At 65.3% G+C, this 15,500-nt stretch carries 13 protein-coding genes and 1 pseudogene; 2 read left to right on the forward strand and 12 right to left on the reverse strand.

What is annotated here, in order from left to right; translation table 11 throughout:
- Positions 1–544: 544 nt before the first annotated feature.
- The 7 genes from ACIPWY_RS31200 to ACIPWY_RS31230 all read right to left on the reverse strand — a co-directional run bounded on the left by ACIPWY_RS31200 (position 545) and on the right by ACIPWY_RS31230 (position 10,070).
- Positions 545–1,981 carry a tetratricopeptide repeat protein gene (locus ACIPWY_RS31200; RefSeq protein ID WP_401535992.1) on the reverse strand — a complete coding sequence of 479 codons (1,437 nt, stop codon included), beginning with the start codon at positions 1,979–1,981 and terminating at the stop codon, positions 545–547.
- A gap of 16 nt (positions 1,982–1,997) precedes the next feature.
- Complete coding sequence (locus tag ACIPWY_RS31205) at positions 1,998–2,552, reverse strand: SUKH-4 family immunity protein (RefSeq protein ID WP_401535994.1); 555 nt, start codon at positions 2,550–2,552, stop codon at positions 1,998–2,000.
- Between the two features lie 42 nt (positions 2,553–2,594).
- Positions 2,595–4,112, reverse strand: a complete 1,518-nt coding sequence (locus tag ACIPWY_RS31210) for a nucleic acid/nucleotide deaminase domain-containing protein (protein ID WP_401535996.1) — start codon at positions 4,110–4,112, stop codon at positions 2,595–2,597.
- Positions 4,113–4,212: 100 nt separating this feature from the next.
- Positions 4,213–5,802 carry a hypothetical protein gene (locus tag ACIPWY_RS31215; protein WP_401535998.1) on the reverse strand — a complete coding sequence of 530 codons (1,590 nt, stop codon included), beginning with the start codon at positions 5,800–5,802 and terminating at the stop codon, positions 4,213–4,215.
- 47 nt (positions 5,803–5,849) lie between these two features.
- A complete protein-coding gene (locus tag ACIPWY_RS31220) occupies positions 5,850–6,719 on the reverse strand; it encodes a nucleic acid/nucleotide deaminase domain-containing protein (protein WP_401536001.1) in 870 nt (289 codons plus the stop codon).
- A 132-nt stretch (positions 6,720–6,851) separates the two neighbouring features.
- Entirely contained in the window at positions 6,852–7,352 is a 501-nt protein-coding gene (locus ACIPWY_RS31225; RefSeq protein WP_401536003.1) for a hypothetical protein, read from the reverse strand.
- Positions 7,353–7,799: 447 nt separating this feature from the next.
- Positions 7,800–10,070 (reverse strand): DUF262 domain-containing protein, encoded by a 2,271-nt coding sequence (locus ACIPWY_RS31230; protein ID WP_401536005.1) that lies wholly within the window; start codon positions 10,068–10,070, stop codon positions 7,800–7,802.
- A 283-nt stretch (positions 10,071–10,353) separates the two neighbouring features.
- Between ACIPWY_RS31230 and ACIPWY_RS31235 the strand changes: the two are divergent.
- A pseudogene (locus ACIPWY_RS31235) lies at positions 10,354–10,764 on the forward strand (transposase); the annotation flags it as partial.
- Here the strand turns inward: ACIPWY_RS31235 and ACIPWY_RS31240 are convergent.
- The 5 genes from ACIPWY_RS31240 to ACIPWY_RS31260 all read right to left on the reverse strand — a co-directional run bounded on the left by ACIPWY_RS31240 (position 10,761) and on the right by ACIPWY_RS31260 (position 14,736).
- Positions 10,761–11,105: a DUF2750 domain-containing protein gene (locus tag ACIPWY_RS31240; RefSeq protein ID WP_362928364.1), complete on the reverse strand. Its 345-nt coding sequence runs from the start codon at positions 11,103–11,105 to the stop codon at positions 10,761–10,763. The pseudogene ACIPWY_RS31235 and the gene ACIPWY_RS31240 overlap by 4 nt on opposite strands.
- Positions 11,106–11,150: 45 nt before the next feature.
- Entirely contained in the window at positions 11,151–11,648 is a 498-nt protein-coding gene (locus ACIPWY_RS31245) for a hypothetical protein (RefSeq protein WP_401536007.1), read from the reverse strand.
- 155 nt (positions 11,649–11,803) lie between these two features.
- A complete protein-coding gene (locus ACIPWY_RS31250) occupies positions 11,804–12,715 on the reverse strand; it encodes a helix-turn-helix domain-containing protein (RefSeq protein ID WP_401536009.1) in 912 nt (303 codons plus the stop codon).
- A gap of 1,101 nt (positions 12,716–13,816) precedes the next feature.
- On the reverse strand, positions 13,817–14,095 hold the full coding sequence (locus ACIPWY_RS31255) for a hypothetical protein (protein WP_401536011.1): 279 nt from the start codon (positions 14,093–14,095) through the stop codon (positions 13,817–13,819).
- Between the two features lie 185 nt (positions 14,096–14,280).
- Positions 14,281–14,736 (reverse strand): hypothetical protein, encoded by a 456-nt coding sequence (locus ACIPWY_RS31260; protein WP_401536013.1) that lies wholly within the window; start codon positions 14,734–14,736, stop codon positions 14,281–14,283.
- Between the two features lie 193 nt (positions 14,737–14,929).
- Here ACIPWY_RS31260 and ACIPWY_RS31265 point away from each other — a divergent pair, with 193 nt between their 5' ends.
- Positions 14,930–15,364, forward strand: a complete 435-nt coding sequence (locus tag ACIPWY_RS31265; RefSeq protein WP_401536015.1) for a hypothetical protein — start codon at positions 14,930–14,932, stop codon at positions 15,362–15,364.
- Positions 15,365–15,500 lie beyond the last annotated feature (136 nt).

The raw sequence follows: 15,500 nt of genomic DNA on the forward strand, positions 1-15,500 counted from the left end.
TCGGCCGCTCCATCCAGTCGTCGGTCGCAGATCAGGGCGGTGGCAACCCTGCGCAGGGCGAGGAAATGCTCCGCCCTGCGCTGATACTGAACTTGAATGGGTGATGTCGGGGACGGGGAGAGTGGTGGTACCCCGAACCGCTCCACCTGTGGCTGGCTCGGCAAGATGAGCGTATGACCGAGAGCGAAGCGCATCTGCTGGCGTTGCTGCGCGAGCTTGATGATCCGCCCCGGCCAGCACGTGTCCGCCGCTGCCCTCGCCAGGCGCCTGGCCGCCCACCACATCCCCATCCGGCCAGCCCGCGCCACCGCACTGGTCCAGCTCGCCGAGGACCTGCGGCCAGCCGTCCTCGCACCCCTGCTCGGACTCCACGCAGTCACCGCCGAGCACTGGCGGCGCCGAGCGGCCGCTGACTGGACCGCCTACGTCGAAGCCCGTATGTCCACCCGGGACGGTGGCGCACGGTGCTGGCTGCCGTCAACCGCAAGGCCGGCCCATCAACAATCGAGTGACGGACCGTCATCGCCCGCACTCGGTCGGGGCTTCAGAATGGTGGCTCGTCGGACCGCAGGTGTGTCGTCGGCACGAGCGGTGGCGGAGGGCTGGTTTGCAGGATGATGGCCAGGGCCTCCTCAACGCGGCCCAGGTCGACGAGGTAGCCGGCGAGGTCATGGCTGTTCCTGTGGTCGTGCTGCTGGAGGACGGTAACGGCTTCCTCGGTGCGCCTGGCACCGGCGAGGAGGTGCGCAATGTGCTCCGCCGCGTACCAGGTGGTGCCTTCGGGGTGGGCTCGGGCCCGTTCAACCGCCTCGTCGACCCCACTGCAGGCGGCGATCAGAGGCAACCGCATCCAGAACAGCTCCCACTCGTCCTCACTCCCGCGCTGGGCGTCGAGGGCATCGAGGTGGGCCAGGCCATCGGCGGGGCGGCCCTGGTCGAGGCACAGCTCGGACAAGGCTTGGAGAAGCCAGTCGTCGCTATGGTGCGCGTCGGCCTGGGCGCGCATTACGGCGATCGCCTCTCCGCCCCGTCCGTGTCGGGCCAGGAGCTGCGCGAGCTCGTAAGCCGAGTTCGGGTCCCGGGTTGCGGGGCCGTCGGCCTGCCCGTATACGGCGATCGCGCCGTCCACGTCGCCCTCCTCCTCCAGCAGCTCCGCCAGCTGCTGTGCGGCCTCCTCATGCCCGTCCAGCGCGGCGTAGGCGTGCAGTTCCTCGATTCGATCGTGTCGGGCCAACATGTCGGCGAGTTGGTCTCGGCTGTTTATTGAGGTGATCTGTCGGCGGCGGAGCAGAGCGATGGCCTCATCAATGTTGCCCTGGCGCTCGCGGAGCGTCGCGAGCAGGCCGAGCGCCATGTCGGAATCGAGGCCGCGGCAGCACCACGGGCCGTCGCAGCAGTGGTCGGCCCGGATCCGGCCGGCGAGCAGCGCGGCGGCCTCCTCTTCGCGGCCGGCAACGGGGGCAATGTCGACCAGGGCGGTGGCGAGCAGCCAGTCGTCGACGTGCGGCACGAGCAGAGCGAACGGCTCCTCGGCGCGGCCGTGCCGGGCGAGCAGCCGCGTGTAGGCCTCCAAAGCCATTGGGTGCCCTGCTTCCATGCGGGTCTGGCTGACCTCGATTGCCTCGTCGATGTGGCCCCAGCCTTCCAGCAACTCGGCCGCGGCAACGACAGCCGTCCACCAGCCCGTCGCCACGTACGGGGCCAGTGCCTCCAACGCGTCGGCCTCTCTACCCTGCTCACCCAGCACCCGCGCCCACGCCAGTGCGCAGAACCACTCCCCGCGTCCGGCCTGCAGCTCCACCACATCGGCATGGCCTCGTTCGAGCAGCCGCGAGACCAGCTCCGGCGGGATGCAGCCGGATCGCGTCCGGGCTCGGTAGTCAAGATCAGTAGCATCCACGGCCAAGCACCATAGCGCTCGCCCCTGACACCAGGCCGACACCATCGAAATCTTCGAAATGTGGGTGATCTCCCAGCTCACCGACCGGCTGCTCGCCCTACCAGATGCCGTCGATGACTTCTTCGAAGGTCAGGTGCCACTGCGAGTCCTCGTCCTCGAAGGGCAGAGGGTCGAACTCGGTGATCTCGGCACGGAGCGCGTCAACGCGTTCTTCCGTGTCTTCGTCGTCACCGTCTTCCAGCTCCTGCTGGAGGATCTGGAACTTGGTCAGGGCATAGACGAGCGACTCGACGTCACGGTGAATCACCCTGTAGACGAGTTCCGTCTCACCGTCGCCTAGGGCGTAGACCGTGCCTGTGTTCGGAGCGAGAGCGAGAGTGGTGTCGGCGAACATGCCGAGAATCAGCCAGTCGTTGCACTCCTTGGGCACCGTGCCTTTGTCCGCGTACCACTCGCTGAGGTTGATGGAGTCGTCGGCGCGCAGGCTGGCCTTGGACATGAACCACTCGGTGTCCGGAAGGCCGATGCTGCTCAGCAACAGCGCGGCGCGGTCGTTCAGCTGGTTGTGCGGGGCGCTGTAACGGGGGAAGTAGACGACACCCGTCAGCCCGAACGCAGTGCGTACCTCGTCCGGGGACACGACGAAGTTCATGCTGGGACCTTTGCATTCTGGGAGGGCAACTGATGATCGATGCTATCGGCCATGGTGAGCCTGCAGCTCCTCCATGTACTTTTGGTGCTCGATGTCACGTTTGTGTCGACCGACGTCTTGATCGTATGTGTTGGTGTGATGGACGGTATTCGCGTTCTTGAAGTACTTGTCCAGCCATGCGTCACAACGGGGCCGTTTCTGGCATGGCTCCCGTTCCGTAAAGACTTCCTTCAAACCGTCCTGTTTGCCGTTGTGCAAGAGGGGATAGCCGATCGACCGCTCTGAGTGCAGGCTCTTCTGGGAATAGCCGACCAGAATGCTCTCTCCCCGCTCGTCGGGGTCGATGTACCGCCCGGCGGCATAGTTGTTCCCGCTGTAGTCGTTACGGGCGTACCGGGCCAACTGCGTGGCCTGGCCCAGCTCATCGGTGTAGGGATCGACCTTGGTCGACTTCACCTTCTGCTTGTACGAGTCCGCGACGCTGAACTCTTCGCGATCCCCTCGTGTGGAGGGCCGGTACGCCTTGCCGTTGTCGAGGATGCCGTCCAGGCGCGTCTTGTCGGTGCTGTCCAGAGCCTTCAGATCGCCGTCTGCCTCAAGCCGGCGCACCGTTCCGTCCGCGTCCAGGAGGTATGTGCGCACGTCCTTGCAGCTGTCGATGTCGTCCTTGGTCTTCTTGTCGCTCTTCTTGTGTTCCTTTTTGGCCTTTTCGATGTCGGCACCGTGCTTCTCCAGCACGTGCACGGTCTCGTCCGCCTTCTTGTCGACGGCGTCCTCGGCCTTGTCCATGACGGTGGCGAGCTTGTGGAAGCGGCTGTCCTTCTTCACCGAGCTGCGCCGCTTGCCGCCGCCGGTCTTGTGCAGCTGCTTCTTCTTGTCGAAGTCCCGCTTCGTCTCGTCGTAGCCGCCGGAGGCTTTCTCGAAGTCGTCGAACTCGATCGCCAAGTCCGTTGCCATGTCCGCCGACCCCGATATGTAGCTACCGGCCTTGCCGTCGTCGTGGGCATCCAGCGCGTCGGTGAACAGGTCCTCGATCTTGCCGAGGATCTTTGCCTCGATCTTGTCGGTCACAATCTGCGTGATCTGGCCTACTGCATAGTCGATCGCCTCATGTAGGGCGAAACGGCATGCAGCGATCGCGGCTGCGCTCAGCAGCCCGCTGAGTCCTACGGTGAAGAACATGCCGATGACGCCTGCTGTGGCGGTCGCAGCTGTCGCACCTAGTTCGGTGATGCAGACAACCTTGCAGCCCTCGATAAAGCCGGCGCAGTCATCGAGTGCTTCGGCCAGGTCGTCCAGGGCTTTGGAGAACGTCGCGAGATCTCTGGTGCTCAGCTTGCCCCAGCGCCGGTCGATGGCATGGACCGTCTTGCCTTTGCTCTTGCCGCCGACTATGTAGGAGCAGGCCCGATTGCCTTGTGTGATCGCATCGTTGATGCCTTCGGCGAGGTGTCGGTAGTCCTTGGCTGTGCTTCGGACCTCGTCCTCGTCTATGTTCGGCCAGTTGACGCCGACAAGGTCAAGGACTTCAACGAGATCATCGGGCAGCGTCTTGCCCACGCGTTTCATCTCCCCCGTGAAACAAAAGTATTCCCTGCTTAGGCCATGACGTGACGAGGCGTCAACACAGTTGGCACCACATCAGGCCAAGCAACCCGCCTCAGGACGGCGTGAGGCAAACCAACATCTCGTCGGTTCCCACCATGACGTCCCCGTTTGCCAATGCAGCCACTGATCGCACGGGCGCCCCGGGCCGGAAGAACCGCTCAGCAGGCTCGGCCTCCACCGACGAGTACTCCACCAAGCCGTCCTCCCAGCCGATCACCAGCACCGGCCCATCGGGTGTCCGGGCCGCGGACAGAGCCGTCACGGCGCAGGCCCTCTCCCGTAGCGCAGACGCCAGCGGTGCTTGGCCTGGCGCCCACATGCGCACGCGACCGTCCTGGCCTCCGCTGTAGACGAGCGCGGCCCCTTCGGCCAACTCAAGCCCGGCCAGGCCCGTCACCGCCCCCTCGTGCAGAGTCTCGTGGGCAACATCGATCGTGTCACCGTTCAGCGTCATCACCCGCACGGTGCCGGTGCCGTCCCCATACGCGAGAGCACCACCAACACAGGCGACAGCCGTAGCGGATGCTTCGACAGCGGCAACAAGCTGCTCCAGCGGTTTCGACTCTGTCTCCAGCAAGCTGGCGATCCCCGTAGAGCGCGGCACCGTCGGACTATGTTGCAGAGTCATGCGCCCGTGGCCGTCCAGAACAGTAAGGCCGCCGTCCCGTCCGAAGGCCGCCGCCGTGGCCCCAGGCACTGCGTGCGGCAGCCGGCCATGAGCCTCGCCATTCCCTGCAGCGACCAGACGGACAATGCCCTGATGATCGAGTACCGCGACACTGCCGGACGTCTTGCACACGCCGACGCCCAGAGCCAACGCGGGCCCAGGCCAGGGCGGACTGATATCACCGCGCATCCGCTTCCAGCACACGGCCCACCTTGCACTGTGGGCCAGCGCCTGAAGTTCGTCCGCCAACCGTGGATCAGCGTCGTCTCCCAAGGCTGCCCACAGCACCAGGGCCCTCTCGGCTGGTGAGCAGGGCCGCGTCAGGGCACCACCAGCACGCAGCCACGCGGCACGCAACCCTCGGTGAGATTCCTCGGAAAGTTCGTACAGGGCCGTGACCTGCCCAGGATCGCTGCCGCACACCGAGCTGGGGTCATCAAGGTCAGGAGCAGCTTGCTGGCCGCCCGACGGCGCATCCGGCTCCGGCGATGGTGCAGACGCCACCCACGCCGCGTAGCGCTCCTCGTCCCGCCACTGAGCCGCCCGCAGATCCATGACAGCAGGGCTCAAGGCCGACAGCTCCGCAGACACCTCGCGCGTCTCGACAATGAGCCGAACCTGCTCGAACCGGGCCAGCGAACAGATCAGTTCCTCGACTGCCTCGGGTGCGGCGGAGTGATGCAAGTCGGGCAAGACGATCACGGTCCGACGCCGGTCAGCAGCCACTGTGGCGATCAAATCACCCGGCGTGCGCGCCGCCGAGCCCAACTGCTCGGCCAGCATCCAAGAGGCGGTCAACGCCGACTGCCCGGCCAGAGGAACGAGCCCGTGGACGCGACGCTCCACCACGACATCCGGCCGCGTCGCCTGTTCGGCGAGCCACGCCAGGAACAGCGACTTACCGCAACCCTCATCACCGCTGATCACACAGACGCGCGGAGCACGTGGGTCACCCAGCCACCCCAGAATCGCCACACCAGCAGGCTCCCGCCCCGCCGGCGGCGGAGGCCATGCCTGCGGGGTCACTGGCGCGCCCGCTCCGCCGCGAAGCGGATCAACTCCTTAAGGCCTTCCTCCCGCGACTCAGCCGTATCCCCGTAGTCGAAGCTGTGCGTGAACTGAGCATTGGGGAACTCCCGTGCCATCCACGCCGCGCAGTAGTGCCCGGGCATCATGCACGCTTCCAGTTCGCAGTACACGCGTGTGACCTGCTGCCCATCGACGCCGGCGTCCTGGAGCTGCTGCCAGATCAGCTCTTCCGGATGCAGTTTCCCTGGACCGGTGGCGTCCGTGACGATGTGCTTCTGCCCGCGCGCGTCGACGTGCTCGATCGCCGCCGAGAAGGCGATGTTGAGAGCATGCCGCACATCGTCCAAGACCCGCGGCCACCAGTTCTCGCGTCCTTCGAACGCGCCTGAGTCAATGAGACGCAGCTCCGCGTTGAGTTCCCGGAACGCAGCCGCCCCACCGGCAAGATCCGTCGAGGCAGCGATCACACCCAAGCGCCGATCCAGGACCGCCAGGCACTGACTGAACGCAGACACATCCGAGTTCACGAACATGCCCGGCTCTATCCGATCCAAGAAGACCGCGTGTACAACGCCGTCCGCACTGACCGCGATGTGAGCCAGCCCGTCCGCACCTACGCGCACCCAATGGGCCTGCGACTCATCGCAGCGTAGCCCTTGATGCCCGGCATACAGCCCCAGCGTCAAACCGTCTGTCTCGCCCGCAGCAGCGAAGTATGGAGCCACTACCAGAGGCACGCCGACCTGCTCCAGAACAGCACGCGCATCCTCTTGCACGGTGGAACCAAGATTCGACAGCGACAGGCGCCGCATCCCGTCTCTGCCGAAGTGGTCAGCGGCCGAATGCGGAGTCTGATCTGGCATGAACGAACGCCTCCCCGTCAGTGGTTGATCTCGAGCAGCCTATCCGCCCGCGCTTTGGGACCCCGCCGGCTCGGCGCCATCACCGGTTGGGGGCGATCATGCAGAGCGGCGGGCTTACGAACAGCTGCAAGGTCAGCGAAGTTCGATAATCATTGGCCCCGCCTCGTCTCGTGTGTGGCGGCGCCAGGCGGGGTAGTCGCAGTGGCTGAGCTGGAAGCGGATGATGCGGCTGGTGTGTGGAAGGTAGACGTCGACGGCGTCGCCGGGCCCGGTCCCCAGGTCACGGGTTTGTACGTCGCCGTGTATCTGCTGCTTGCCCAGGAGCCGTTGCACGCCGCGCTTGATGAACAGGTGGTCCGCGCTGGACTCGCCGTTGGCTGTGCGGTGGCAGACGGGGGCGCTGGGGTGGTGGGCGAAGTGGCAGACCTTCTCGGTGTAGCGACGGTCACTCAACTCGCCGCCGCATCCGCCGAGGTGGTGTCCGCACCAGTAGCTGTAGCTGGGATGGGCCTTGCGCCAGAGGTCCAGCTCGTGAGCGTCCATGGGCAGGAGGACCGGGAGGTCGGAGTTCTTGTGGCCGATGACGGCGGTTTGTACGCGGCGGTGGTCGAGGATGTGTTGGGTCGTCGACATGGATCTGCCTCGGTGTTCGGTACGGCCCGTGGGGTGGCTTGCGCGCGGCCTTGGGGTGCGGGACACCGCGTCGGCGGGGGTGGTGAGGCCACCGACGCGGAGTGGTGCTCGGGGGTCAGAAGATAGTGCCCTCGGGGCGGGGGAGTCCGACGTACTCGAAGTCGAGGATGTCGCCGGGCTTCTTCTGCTCTGCCTTCTTCCGGTGGGCTCCGGCAGAAGCCGGGGGCATGTGCGGGTGATTCTTCGGCCTTTGTGAAGCCCGAGGAACATCTCGCTGGCGTACACCTGGTGGTTCAGCTGGCGGAGCCGGTCGATGATCTCGCTTCGGGCGAGGAGAGTTGGCGCAAGTCCGACGGCGACCTCTGTCGCGTGAAACCCCGCCGTCCACACAACGTGCCCCTGCCGGGCTGGATCAGCCATAGGCCATCCGTGACCAGCGCATGACTACTACCCCCAGTGCCGTGTCTGGTAGTTGACCATGTCGTCGCCGTGGAGCTGTTTGGACGCGTTACCGATGCGCACCCAGAACTCTGTCGCTGTTCGTCCACCGTCCGGTTTGGCGAACACCGGCTTCCCGGAAGCCGCGACGGAAACGGCGCAGACCTCCCTGCCGTCGACGGATTCGTAGCGGATCCGGACGACGCCGGCAGTCTGCTGGGACAGGTTGGTGTCCAGAAGCTGCCGGAGCCAGAGTTCATAGCCGTCCCGAGTGCCCCGCGGTCCGAGGGTCTTCCAGTCCGAGTCGAGACCGAGAATGTTTCCGTTGTCGTCGACACCGATGAGCAGAGCACCGCCTTCGGCATTGAGGAGGGCACACACGGTCTTGACGATGACGTGCTCAAGCTTGCGGTCGAGCTGCCCGGCCCTGACGCTCCAACGTGCCGTGGACTTGAACTCGATGGTCTGGGACTCGCCGGCTTCGATCAGGTCTTCGACACTTGCAGAGGGTGAGAAGGGCCGGTCGTCCCAGAGACGGCTGAATCCGTCGCGGATGACCTGGGCCATGAGTCCTCGGCGTCGTTCCAGGAAGGTGGTGTAGTCGAGCTGTTCCCAGCCGACAGGCAGCGCGTGCCAGTACGTCTGCTGTTTCAGTCGCCCAGACCCCAGATCGTGGGTCATGGCTGCCCAGTAGTCGTGCGGGTCGTCGGCACCGATCTTGATGTTCTCCGGCCAGTCCATGAACGCCATGTTGGCGATCGCATTGACCTGCCTGCCATGGGTGATGCCCTGGCCGGCCAGGAAGGACTTCGGGAACAGGTGGTGGCGCTCCACCGATCGTGGTGTGACCACGTCGGGCGTCATTACATCGCGGATCTTCAATCTGCTGAACAGCAGCTCGGCATCGAGCAGGTTAAGGGCGGCGTAGTAGGCGTACAACGCCGGGGACCGGGACGCGGATGTGTCCAGGCGGTTGGGCAGGGATATCTCCCAGTAGTCCCCTGTGAAATTTGACCGCACCATCCGGTCGAGTTCTGTGCGGAACGCGTCAGGGTTGCCGGGCTCAAGCGCGGCGATACGAGCCAGGTCGGCCTCTACCTGGCTCTCTGGGGAGGTCGTGTAGCGGCCAGTGGTGTGGGCCATGAAGAACCAGCGGCTGATAATCGCCCGCAGGGCCGGGTAGTCCAAGCCGAAGCGGCGGCGCCCGAGCAGCCACAGGATGTACGTGAATATGACCGCGTTCTCCGACGTGATCATCCTGCGGCCCCGGAACCCTGCCGCGGTCAGGCATTTCAGGTACTCGTGCCAGTTGGTCAGGTCGATGACGTCGTCCTGGGCATGTCGCAGGAGTTCGAACTGCGCCGTGCGCCGCTCGGGACTCACGTTCCCGGTCTCCAGGTCCTTGCCGCGCAGCATGCTGTAGACGTGTTGCAACCGGCCGCGGTTGAAGGCCAGTCCCACCCCGACCCGCAGCAACTGGTCAGGGCTGGGCTCCAGGAACGGGTTCCTCGGGGAGGGGCCAGTCACGGCGGGGTCGACGGCAGCTCGGCAGAAGACCTCCAGCTCGCGGCGGCCCTTCTCCCAGTGCACCGACATCAAGGTGAGGATGAAATCAGCCTGGTTGAGTTTCACGCCCTCGGAGTTGATGCGGACGAAGATCTCCGCGACCTGTTCCTCGTCGGCGGTGGCTCCGAGTTCGATCACTTGAAAGCGGAAATCGCGAAGATCACGGACTCGGTCGACCCGCTCCTCCAGCAGGTCCTGCTCGCGGTCGCTGAGCTCGCCGTCCCTGCCTTCGGCGAGCCGGTTCAAGAAGGTGCGGACGGTGGACTTGTAGCCGCCGTCCCACAGCGCTGTGATGTCGGCGATGAACTCGGGGTCCTTCTCAATGGCCGCGTCTGTGACCTCGAACGTCTCGTCGGCTGGGCGGAACGCAAGGCGGATGCGCCGCTTTTCGAACGTCTTGGTGATCACCTGCTCCCCGGTCAGCACAGCGAACAAGGACGTCAGACGCTGCTGTCCGTCGACGACCAGCAGTCGGGGGACGCGATCGTTGTCTCGGCCGCCGATTTGCCGCGTCCCGACCTCGGCGCCGGTCTCCCAGAACATCAGAGTGCCGACCGGATAGCCTCGGTACATCGAGTCGAACAGGTCCCTGATCTTGGCAGTCGACCAGACGAACGGACGCTGGATGTCCGGGAGCGCGACGCTGCCGTGCTTGATCTCTTCGATCAGATGCGACAGGACGTAGCCGGTGTCTCGGTACAGCGTGGCCGCCATACTCACTACCTCCAGTGACCGGAACGGGGGCAACGCCATCGTCCCGTGACGGTGGCCGCGTACTGCTTTCTATCAACTGCCGCTATATGTGCGCCGGTTTTAGGTCGAGTTGGTCTTTCGAAGCGCTGACAGAGCTGGACAAAAACCATTGGGCTGCTGGGCGCGGAAGTGATGCCGGCCGGTGTTACGGACAGGTCCTGGCCTCAGGCCCGTACTGCAGGGCGGTACGCACGACTTGACCGTCGCCCCTCGGCCGAAGGCTTCGAGGATGGCCTCTTGTGCTGGGCCCGGCATCCCGCTTGCAGCCACCTTGACCGGTGGCAACCGCAACGGCGTCACCCAGCTGATCCCGCTCCTCCAGGCCGTGCCGCCCGTGCGCGGCCAGCGTGGCCGACCTCGACGCCGACCTGACGTGGTGCTGGGCGACCGCGGCTACGATCACGACAAGTACCGCCGCCTGGTGTGGGACCTGGGCGTGAAACCGCTGATCGCCCGCCGTGGCATCGAGCACGGCTCCGGCCTGGGTACCCAAGGCTGGGTCGTGGAGCGCGCGTTCACTCACCTGCACTGGTTCCGCCGCCTACGGATCCGCTGGGAGATACGCGACGACATCCACGAAGCGTTCCTCACTCTCGGATGCGCTCTTATCTGTTGGCGGCGGCTGCGCTCTGTGTTGAGCGGCGCCGTAGGCTAATCACCCGCTGCGAGTCGGTTGAGGACTTCCACCGGGGTGAAGCTCCAGCCGACGAGGCGCGGTCCACTCCAGTTGATCCCGATCATGTATCCCTCTTGGGTGGCATCGGGCAGATCGCGATCGCGCCAGGCGTCCAGGGGCATCGACTCAACACGTAGCCCGTGCCCCCAGATCTTCGCCGCCCTCTGGGCGCGGGTCATGGTCGACCAGTAGGGAAGACTTCGTGTGCCGTCCGCGGAGAGGGGAGCGGGGCTTCCCTCGTCATCCCGGACAAACCAGACCACTCCGCTCTGGCGGGCCTCTCGGAAGAACGCTGCCGCTTGCGAACCACTCTGACTCATGCCCCGGGAGCCTAGCGTTCCCCGTTACTCATTTCGTTAGTGGTTCTAAGAGACCTCAGCCCAACTATCTGATTGTGCATCCCATCGATAGATGGCCACGCCGCTGGCGGAGCGTCCGGCGAGGAGCCATCGCCCGTTGTCCCATGTCAACCGTGCGGGCATGGCAAGGTCAATGACGATATTCGGGGCATCTGCGTCGTGCAGTGCAAGGAGTTGTCCAATCGCTTCTGCGGGAAGGTCATCACGCACGGTCACACACCAGCCGTGTTCGCTCGTCAACACGACTGAAGGTACTGGTGCTCCGCCGCCCTCAGGGATCTGACGGAACAGAAACCGGCGTAGCGCTGACCGTGTGCCGTTGTCGATTGCTCCTGCCAGCCGGCTGCCGAAGTGGGACGCCACCGACTGTAGGAACGGCGCTGCCGCCATCGTGGTCACCCAGGCAAAGACGGCACCACTGACATCTGCGTTGAAAACGGGTCCGTTGTAAACGGGCTCACGACTGTCCGCGTCATTTCCGGCCCGGTCTCGCTCGATGGACATTGATCCCCCTTCTCTCCGATGAAGCATGGCAGTTGGCAAGCCCTACTCACCAGAAGTGGCCGCGAGAAGGTGTCAATGCCCGTCCATCCGGGCATGGTCGAAAATCTCACGGCCGGGACGCGTGACCAGACCGTAGGAGGGCGAGGGAGCTGCGGTCACCAGCTTCTTCGTCGTTGGTGGGGCGCCCGGTAGGCGTCTTTGACGATCTGTTCCAGGTCTTCCTCGCTGAACATCCGGCGTGAACCGATCGACCTGTACGGCACGTTCCCGCGGGCGGATTCGTCGCGGAGCCAGGCGGCAGAAATACCGAGGCGCTTCGAGGCCTCTTGCACGTTGTAGAGGAGAGGCTCTTCCTTTTTCGCTCTCGGAGAGACGTCGTCTCCTGATGCAGTGGTCCGTCTTCCTCGCGGGCGAGCGAGCGGGGCTTCAACTGGGAGACCGAGGACGGCCGCGTCCACTGCGGCAAGGAGCACGCCGAGCCCGCGGAGACGAGCGGCATCACCGAGTCCGTCGTTGGGGCCGGGCAGGCCCATAGCTCGCCGGCCTTGAGTGGCCGGATCGTCGGACGGCAGCAGAAGTGCGGCTAGCCGGTAGTCCTCTTCGGGGAGGGATGCGTAGGAGCGCAGCGCCTTGGCGAGTCGGAGCCGTTCACTCTGAAGGGCCCGCTTGTCCAATTTCCAAATTCGTTCGCGCAGCTCTTCCCAGCCGGGACGGGACTGCACGATAGCGAGAGCTTCTTCGGACAGGGTGGGGCCCGGGTGTTCGGCTGCCTGGCGGTGCATGGCGCAGGAGGCGCGACCCTCCTCGACCGGATTCTTGCAGGGGAAGCCATAGAACGAAGCGACGGGTACGGGGCACCGTTCACGGTCTGGGGCGAGTTGCCCCCAGAGCCCTTCACGGATGTAGGTGATCTGCCGAGCGACCGAGGTGGTCGCATCCCTGGGCACGCCCCAGCGCTTGGCGGCTTCGCGGGGCGTGAGATGGTCGAGGGCGCGGAGACGCTGCATGGGCGTCTGGTCGCCTTCCGTGGCCTGCTGCTTGTTGTGTTCTCCAGCGGGCTCGGGCATGGGCGCGGGTCTCCGTTCTGCCGGATGACGAAGCAGGTGCTGCCTGCATGGCGCGTCATTGGATGGCTCTGCGTGCCTGTGACGCGCGGGACGCCACCGTAAGCGCTGCATCCGACTGAACGCTTCGTATTGAGGAAGCGCAGCCTGTCTTGGTTAGGCTTCTGCTATTGAGATCTGAGGCGGAGGCCGAGGGACGGCAGGGCCGGAGGCGAATCTGGCTCCGGCGAGCGTTGGGCCCTTGACGTGACGCGCGGTGCAGTTGGCCTGATTCTCGAGTCTCGGCCATTGGTTCAGCGATATACCCTTAGGGCGCAGGGGTGTTGTTCTGCTGGCAACCTCCGGCATCGACGTATGGCGTTGCGCAACGGCGTGCAGCAGGCCCGAGAGCGGCAAGTCGTCCAGGGCGCCTCGGAATGAGACGGGGATTGATAGCCCGCTAACGGCGCGTACTGTGGGGAGTAGCTGGGGACTTCTGTCGGGAGGGCCGAACTGTGAGCCCTGGGCGTGTAGTTCCGCGAACCTCGGTGCGGTCGCCGCGAGCAACTCTCAACGGCGCACTGGAGACTTCGAGGGCCAATGCGGGAGCGACCGCCCAACTGGGGGTCAAGGGGTCGCAGGTTCAAATCCTGTCGTCCCGACAGTTCGAACGTATCGAACGTCGCAGGTGAAGGGCCGTTTTCATAACGGCCCTTTTTCTGTTCCCGGGCCCGCTCCCTGGGAGCGATGGGAGGGAGCGCGCTCCCTCCCAGTCCCCATTACGGATTGCTCCCACTCGGGCCACTGGCCCCATATTCGATTTCTTGGCCACACGTTCACATCCGTGTCCGTTTTGTGGCCGCTGGCTCCCCGTCGTTCGGGGGCTCTTATGGGTATGGGCTTGCGCTCTTCGCGCAGGTCACACTCGCTCCCAGTGGGAGCGGGGCTGGGAGCGACGTCCCCATAACGGGAACCGACGATATGGGGCCATGCGAAATCTTGGCCCCATCTCCGATTCCAGAGACCCCATATGTCGGATTTCTGTCCGGGCCGTTGTGCGCGGCATCGAGACGTTGAACGCTGTTGCGGGACACTGCACAGGTGGGGGCAGGGGGCTCGCGGCAGTCAGACTGGGTCTCGCCGGCCATCGGGGGCCGGTTCTCGATGGCGGTCGATGAAGTCACCGAGAACCCGTCGTCGTCGGATGTGACGGGAATCCAGGTCCGTTGCCGGAGTCGGCTGGGCCGTGCTGTGCGTCTTGAGGTCGTCACCGATCTCCTTGATCGTCTTCGCCGCCGACGTCAGCAGCGCCCCGAGATCCGCGGGCGTCGAGCCGTCCGCCGATTCGACCATCGCCCACAGTTGATCGGGAGTTTGAACGGCGAAGCGGTAGTGCTTGACCATGCCCCACATGCGGGATCCAAGACCGCCGCTCATGCTTCGCCCTCGGCTTCGCATTGCTCGGACCTGGCCGCTGCCGCGGCAGTTTCGGTGTCTTGCGCTCGCTGCGTCACAGCCGGCCCGCTTCGCTGTCCGTAGGCTTGGGGCTTGGCTCGTCAGGCTCTCCGCCCGTCGAACCTGGATGCTTCTCAGGCGACTTGGCGTTGGAGCTGCCGGTCAGGGCGTCGGCATGACTGCGGACGCGGCTCAGGCGGGCGCGCACGTCCTCGTCGAGGTTGTCGTATCCGGTCTTCGACGCGTCGACCGTGACGACGAGCCCCTCGATCTGAAGCGCCCAGGATCTTGGAGAGGTTCTCCAGCTGCGTGTGCATGTGCGTGTAGGAAGAGTGCAGCGCGTCCGCCTCGTCGAACGTCCCAAGGCGTCCTGTGCTCAGCGTCCCCGTCGCGATCTCCGACGGCGCCGCGTGCGACTTCTCCAGGTCACGCAATTGGGTGTCGACCCGGCGCTTGAACTTCGACAGCGTCTCGCCCTCGACGCCCATAGCCTTCGCTGCTGCGGCGGTTGCACCGGCGGCAGCCGCAGCAGACGCGCCAAGCGCCCCCAACACTCCCGAGCTTTCGCCCTTCGCGTCGTCGGCTGACAAGCCGCCTTGGCAGAGCCTGATAGGCAGGCTGACGCGTCGCCTGTACCGGAGGGGCCGATGGAGCATAGCTCTGAGACGGTCGTGCCTGAGGAGGCGTTGGTATCCCTGGCGCTGGCGAGTTGATGCGACAGCCGAGTCGTGTTGCAGGCCTTCCGAGCACCCGCATTGGACCAACAACCAGGTGCTGCGCGTCATGCTGAACACGATCGGTGGTCCGGTCGACGGCGCTAAGCGCACCGACTCGATCGGCTACGGCATCGTGCGCCCTCGTATCGCCTTGCCCAAGCCAGGCGACCCAGGCCCGGCTGACACGTACCCGTTGCCCGACTTCCCCGTTAAGGCGGCCACGCCGGCTTCCCCCTCGACGCCAGCCGCTGAACACGAACAGGTAGGTGCCACCGTTGCGAAGGATGACGGCGGGAGCACCGTGCTCGGGGTGGCCGTAGGCGCGGGCGCGGTCGTGATGCTCGGCGTGGTGGCGGCCGGGGTTGTCGTGCGGCGCCGGCGGAGGCCCGGACCGGCCATGTACGGGCCCGCAACATCCGGTCAGATTCCGCAGCCGGGCCCGGTGTACGAGGCGCCGCCACCTCGCCGCCCGACCAGCCAGGGTCCCGCCGACGGGTGGTGATTATTTTGAGCCATGGCGCACATGCGCTGACGCGCTCTCAGGACTAGGTACAGATACTCAGTGCCGGTTTGAGTGATCGTGCGGACGTGACGCAGCGCACCCGGGCCGTAACGTCTACAACATCAATCTCAGTGAG

The sequence above is a fragment of the Streptomyces sp. NPDC090032 genome (genome assembly GCF_044748025.1).
Classification (GTDB): Bacteria; Actinomycetota; Actinomycetes; order Streptomycetales; family Streptomycetaceae; genus Streptomyces.

Excerpts from the sequence above, each read along its gene's own strand:
- ACIPWY_RS31205 (WP_401535994.1), bottom strand. The coding sequence starts at position 2,552 with ATGAACTTCGTCGTGTCCCCGGACGAGGTACGCACTGCGTTCGGGCTG.
- ACIPWY_RS31220 (WP_401536001.1), bottom strand. The coding sequence starts at position 6,719 with ATGCCAGATCAGACTCCGCATTCGGCCGCTGACCACTTCGGCAGAGAC.
- ACIPWY_RS31225 (WP_401536003.1), bottom strand. The coding sequence starts at position 7,352 with ATGTCGACGACCCAACACATCCTCGACCACCGCCGCGTACAAACCGCC.
- ACIPWY_RS31230 (WP_401536005.1), bottom strand. The coding sequence starts at position 10,070 with ATGGCGGCCACGCTGTACCGAGACACCGGCTACGTCCTGTCGCATCTG.
- ACIPWY_RS31240 (WP_362928364.1), bottom strand. The coding sequence starts at position 11,105 with ATGAGTCAGAGTGGTTCGCAAGCGGCAGCGTTCTTCCGAGAGGCCCGC.
- ACIPWY_RS31245 (WP_401536007.1), bottom strand. The coding sequence starts at position 11,648 with ATGTCCATCGAGCGAGACCGGGCCGGAAATGACGCGGACAGTCGTGAG.
- ACIPWY_RS31250 (WP_401536009.1), bottom strand. The coding sequence starts at position 12,715 with ATGCCCGAGCCCGCTGGAGAACACAACAAGCAGCAGGCCACGGAAGGC.
- ACIPWY_RS31255 (WP_401536011.1), bottom strand. The coding sequence starts at position 14,095 with ATGGTCAAGCACTACCGCTTCGCCGTTCAAACTCCCGATCAACTGTGG.
- ACIPWY_RS31265 (WP_401536015.1), top strand. The coding sequence starts at position 14,930 with ATGCTGAACACGATCGGTGGTCCGGTCGACGGCGCTAAGCGCACCGAC.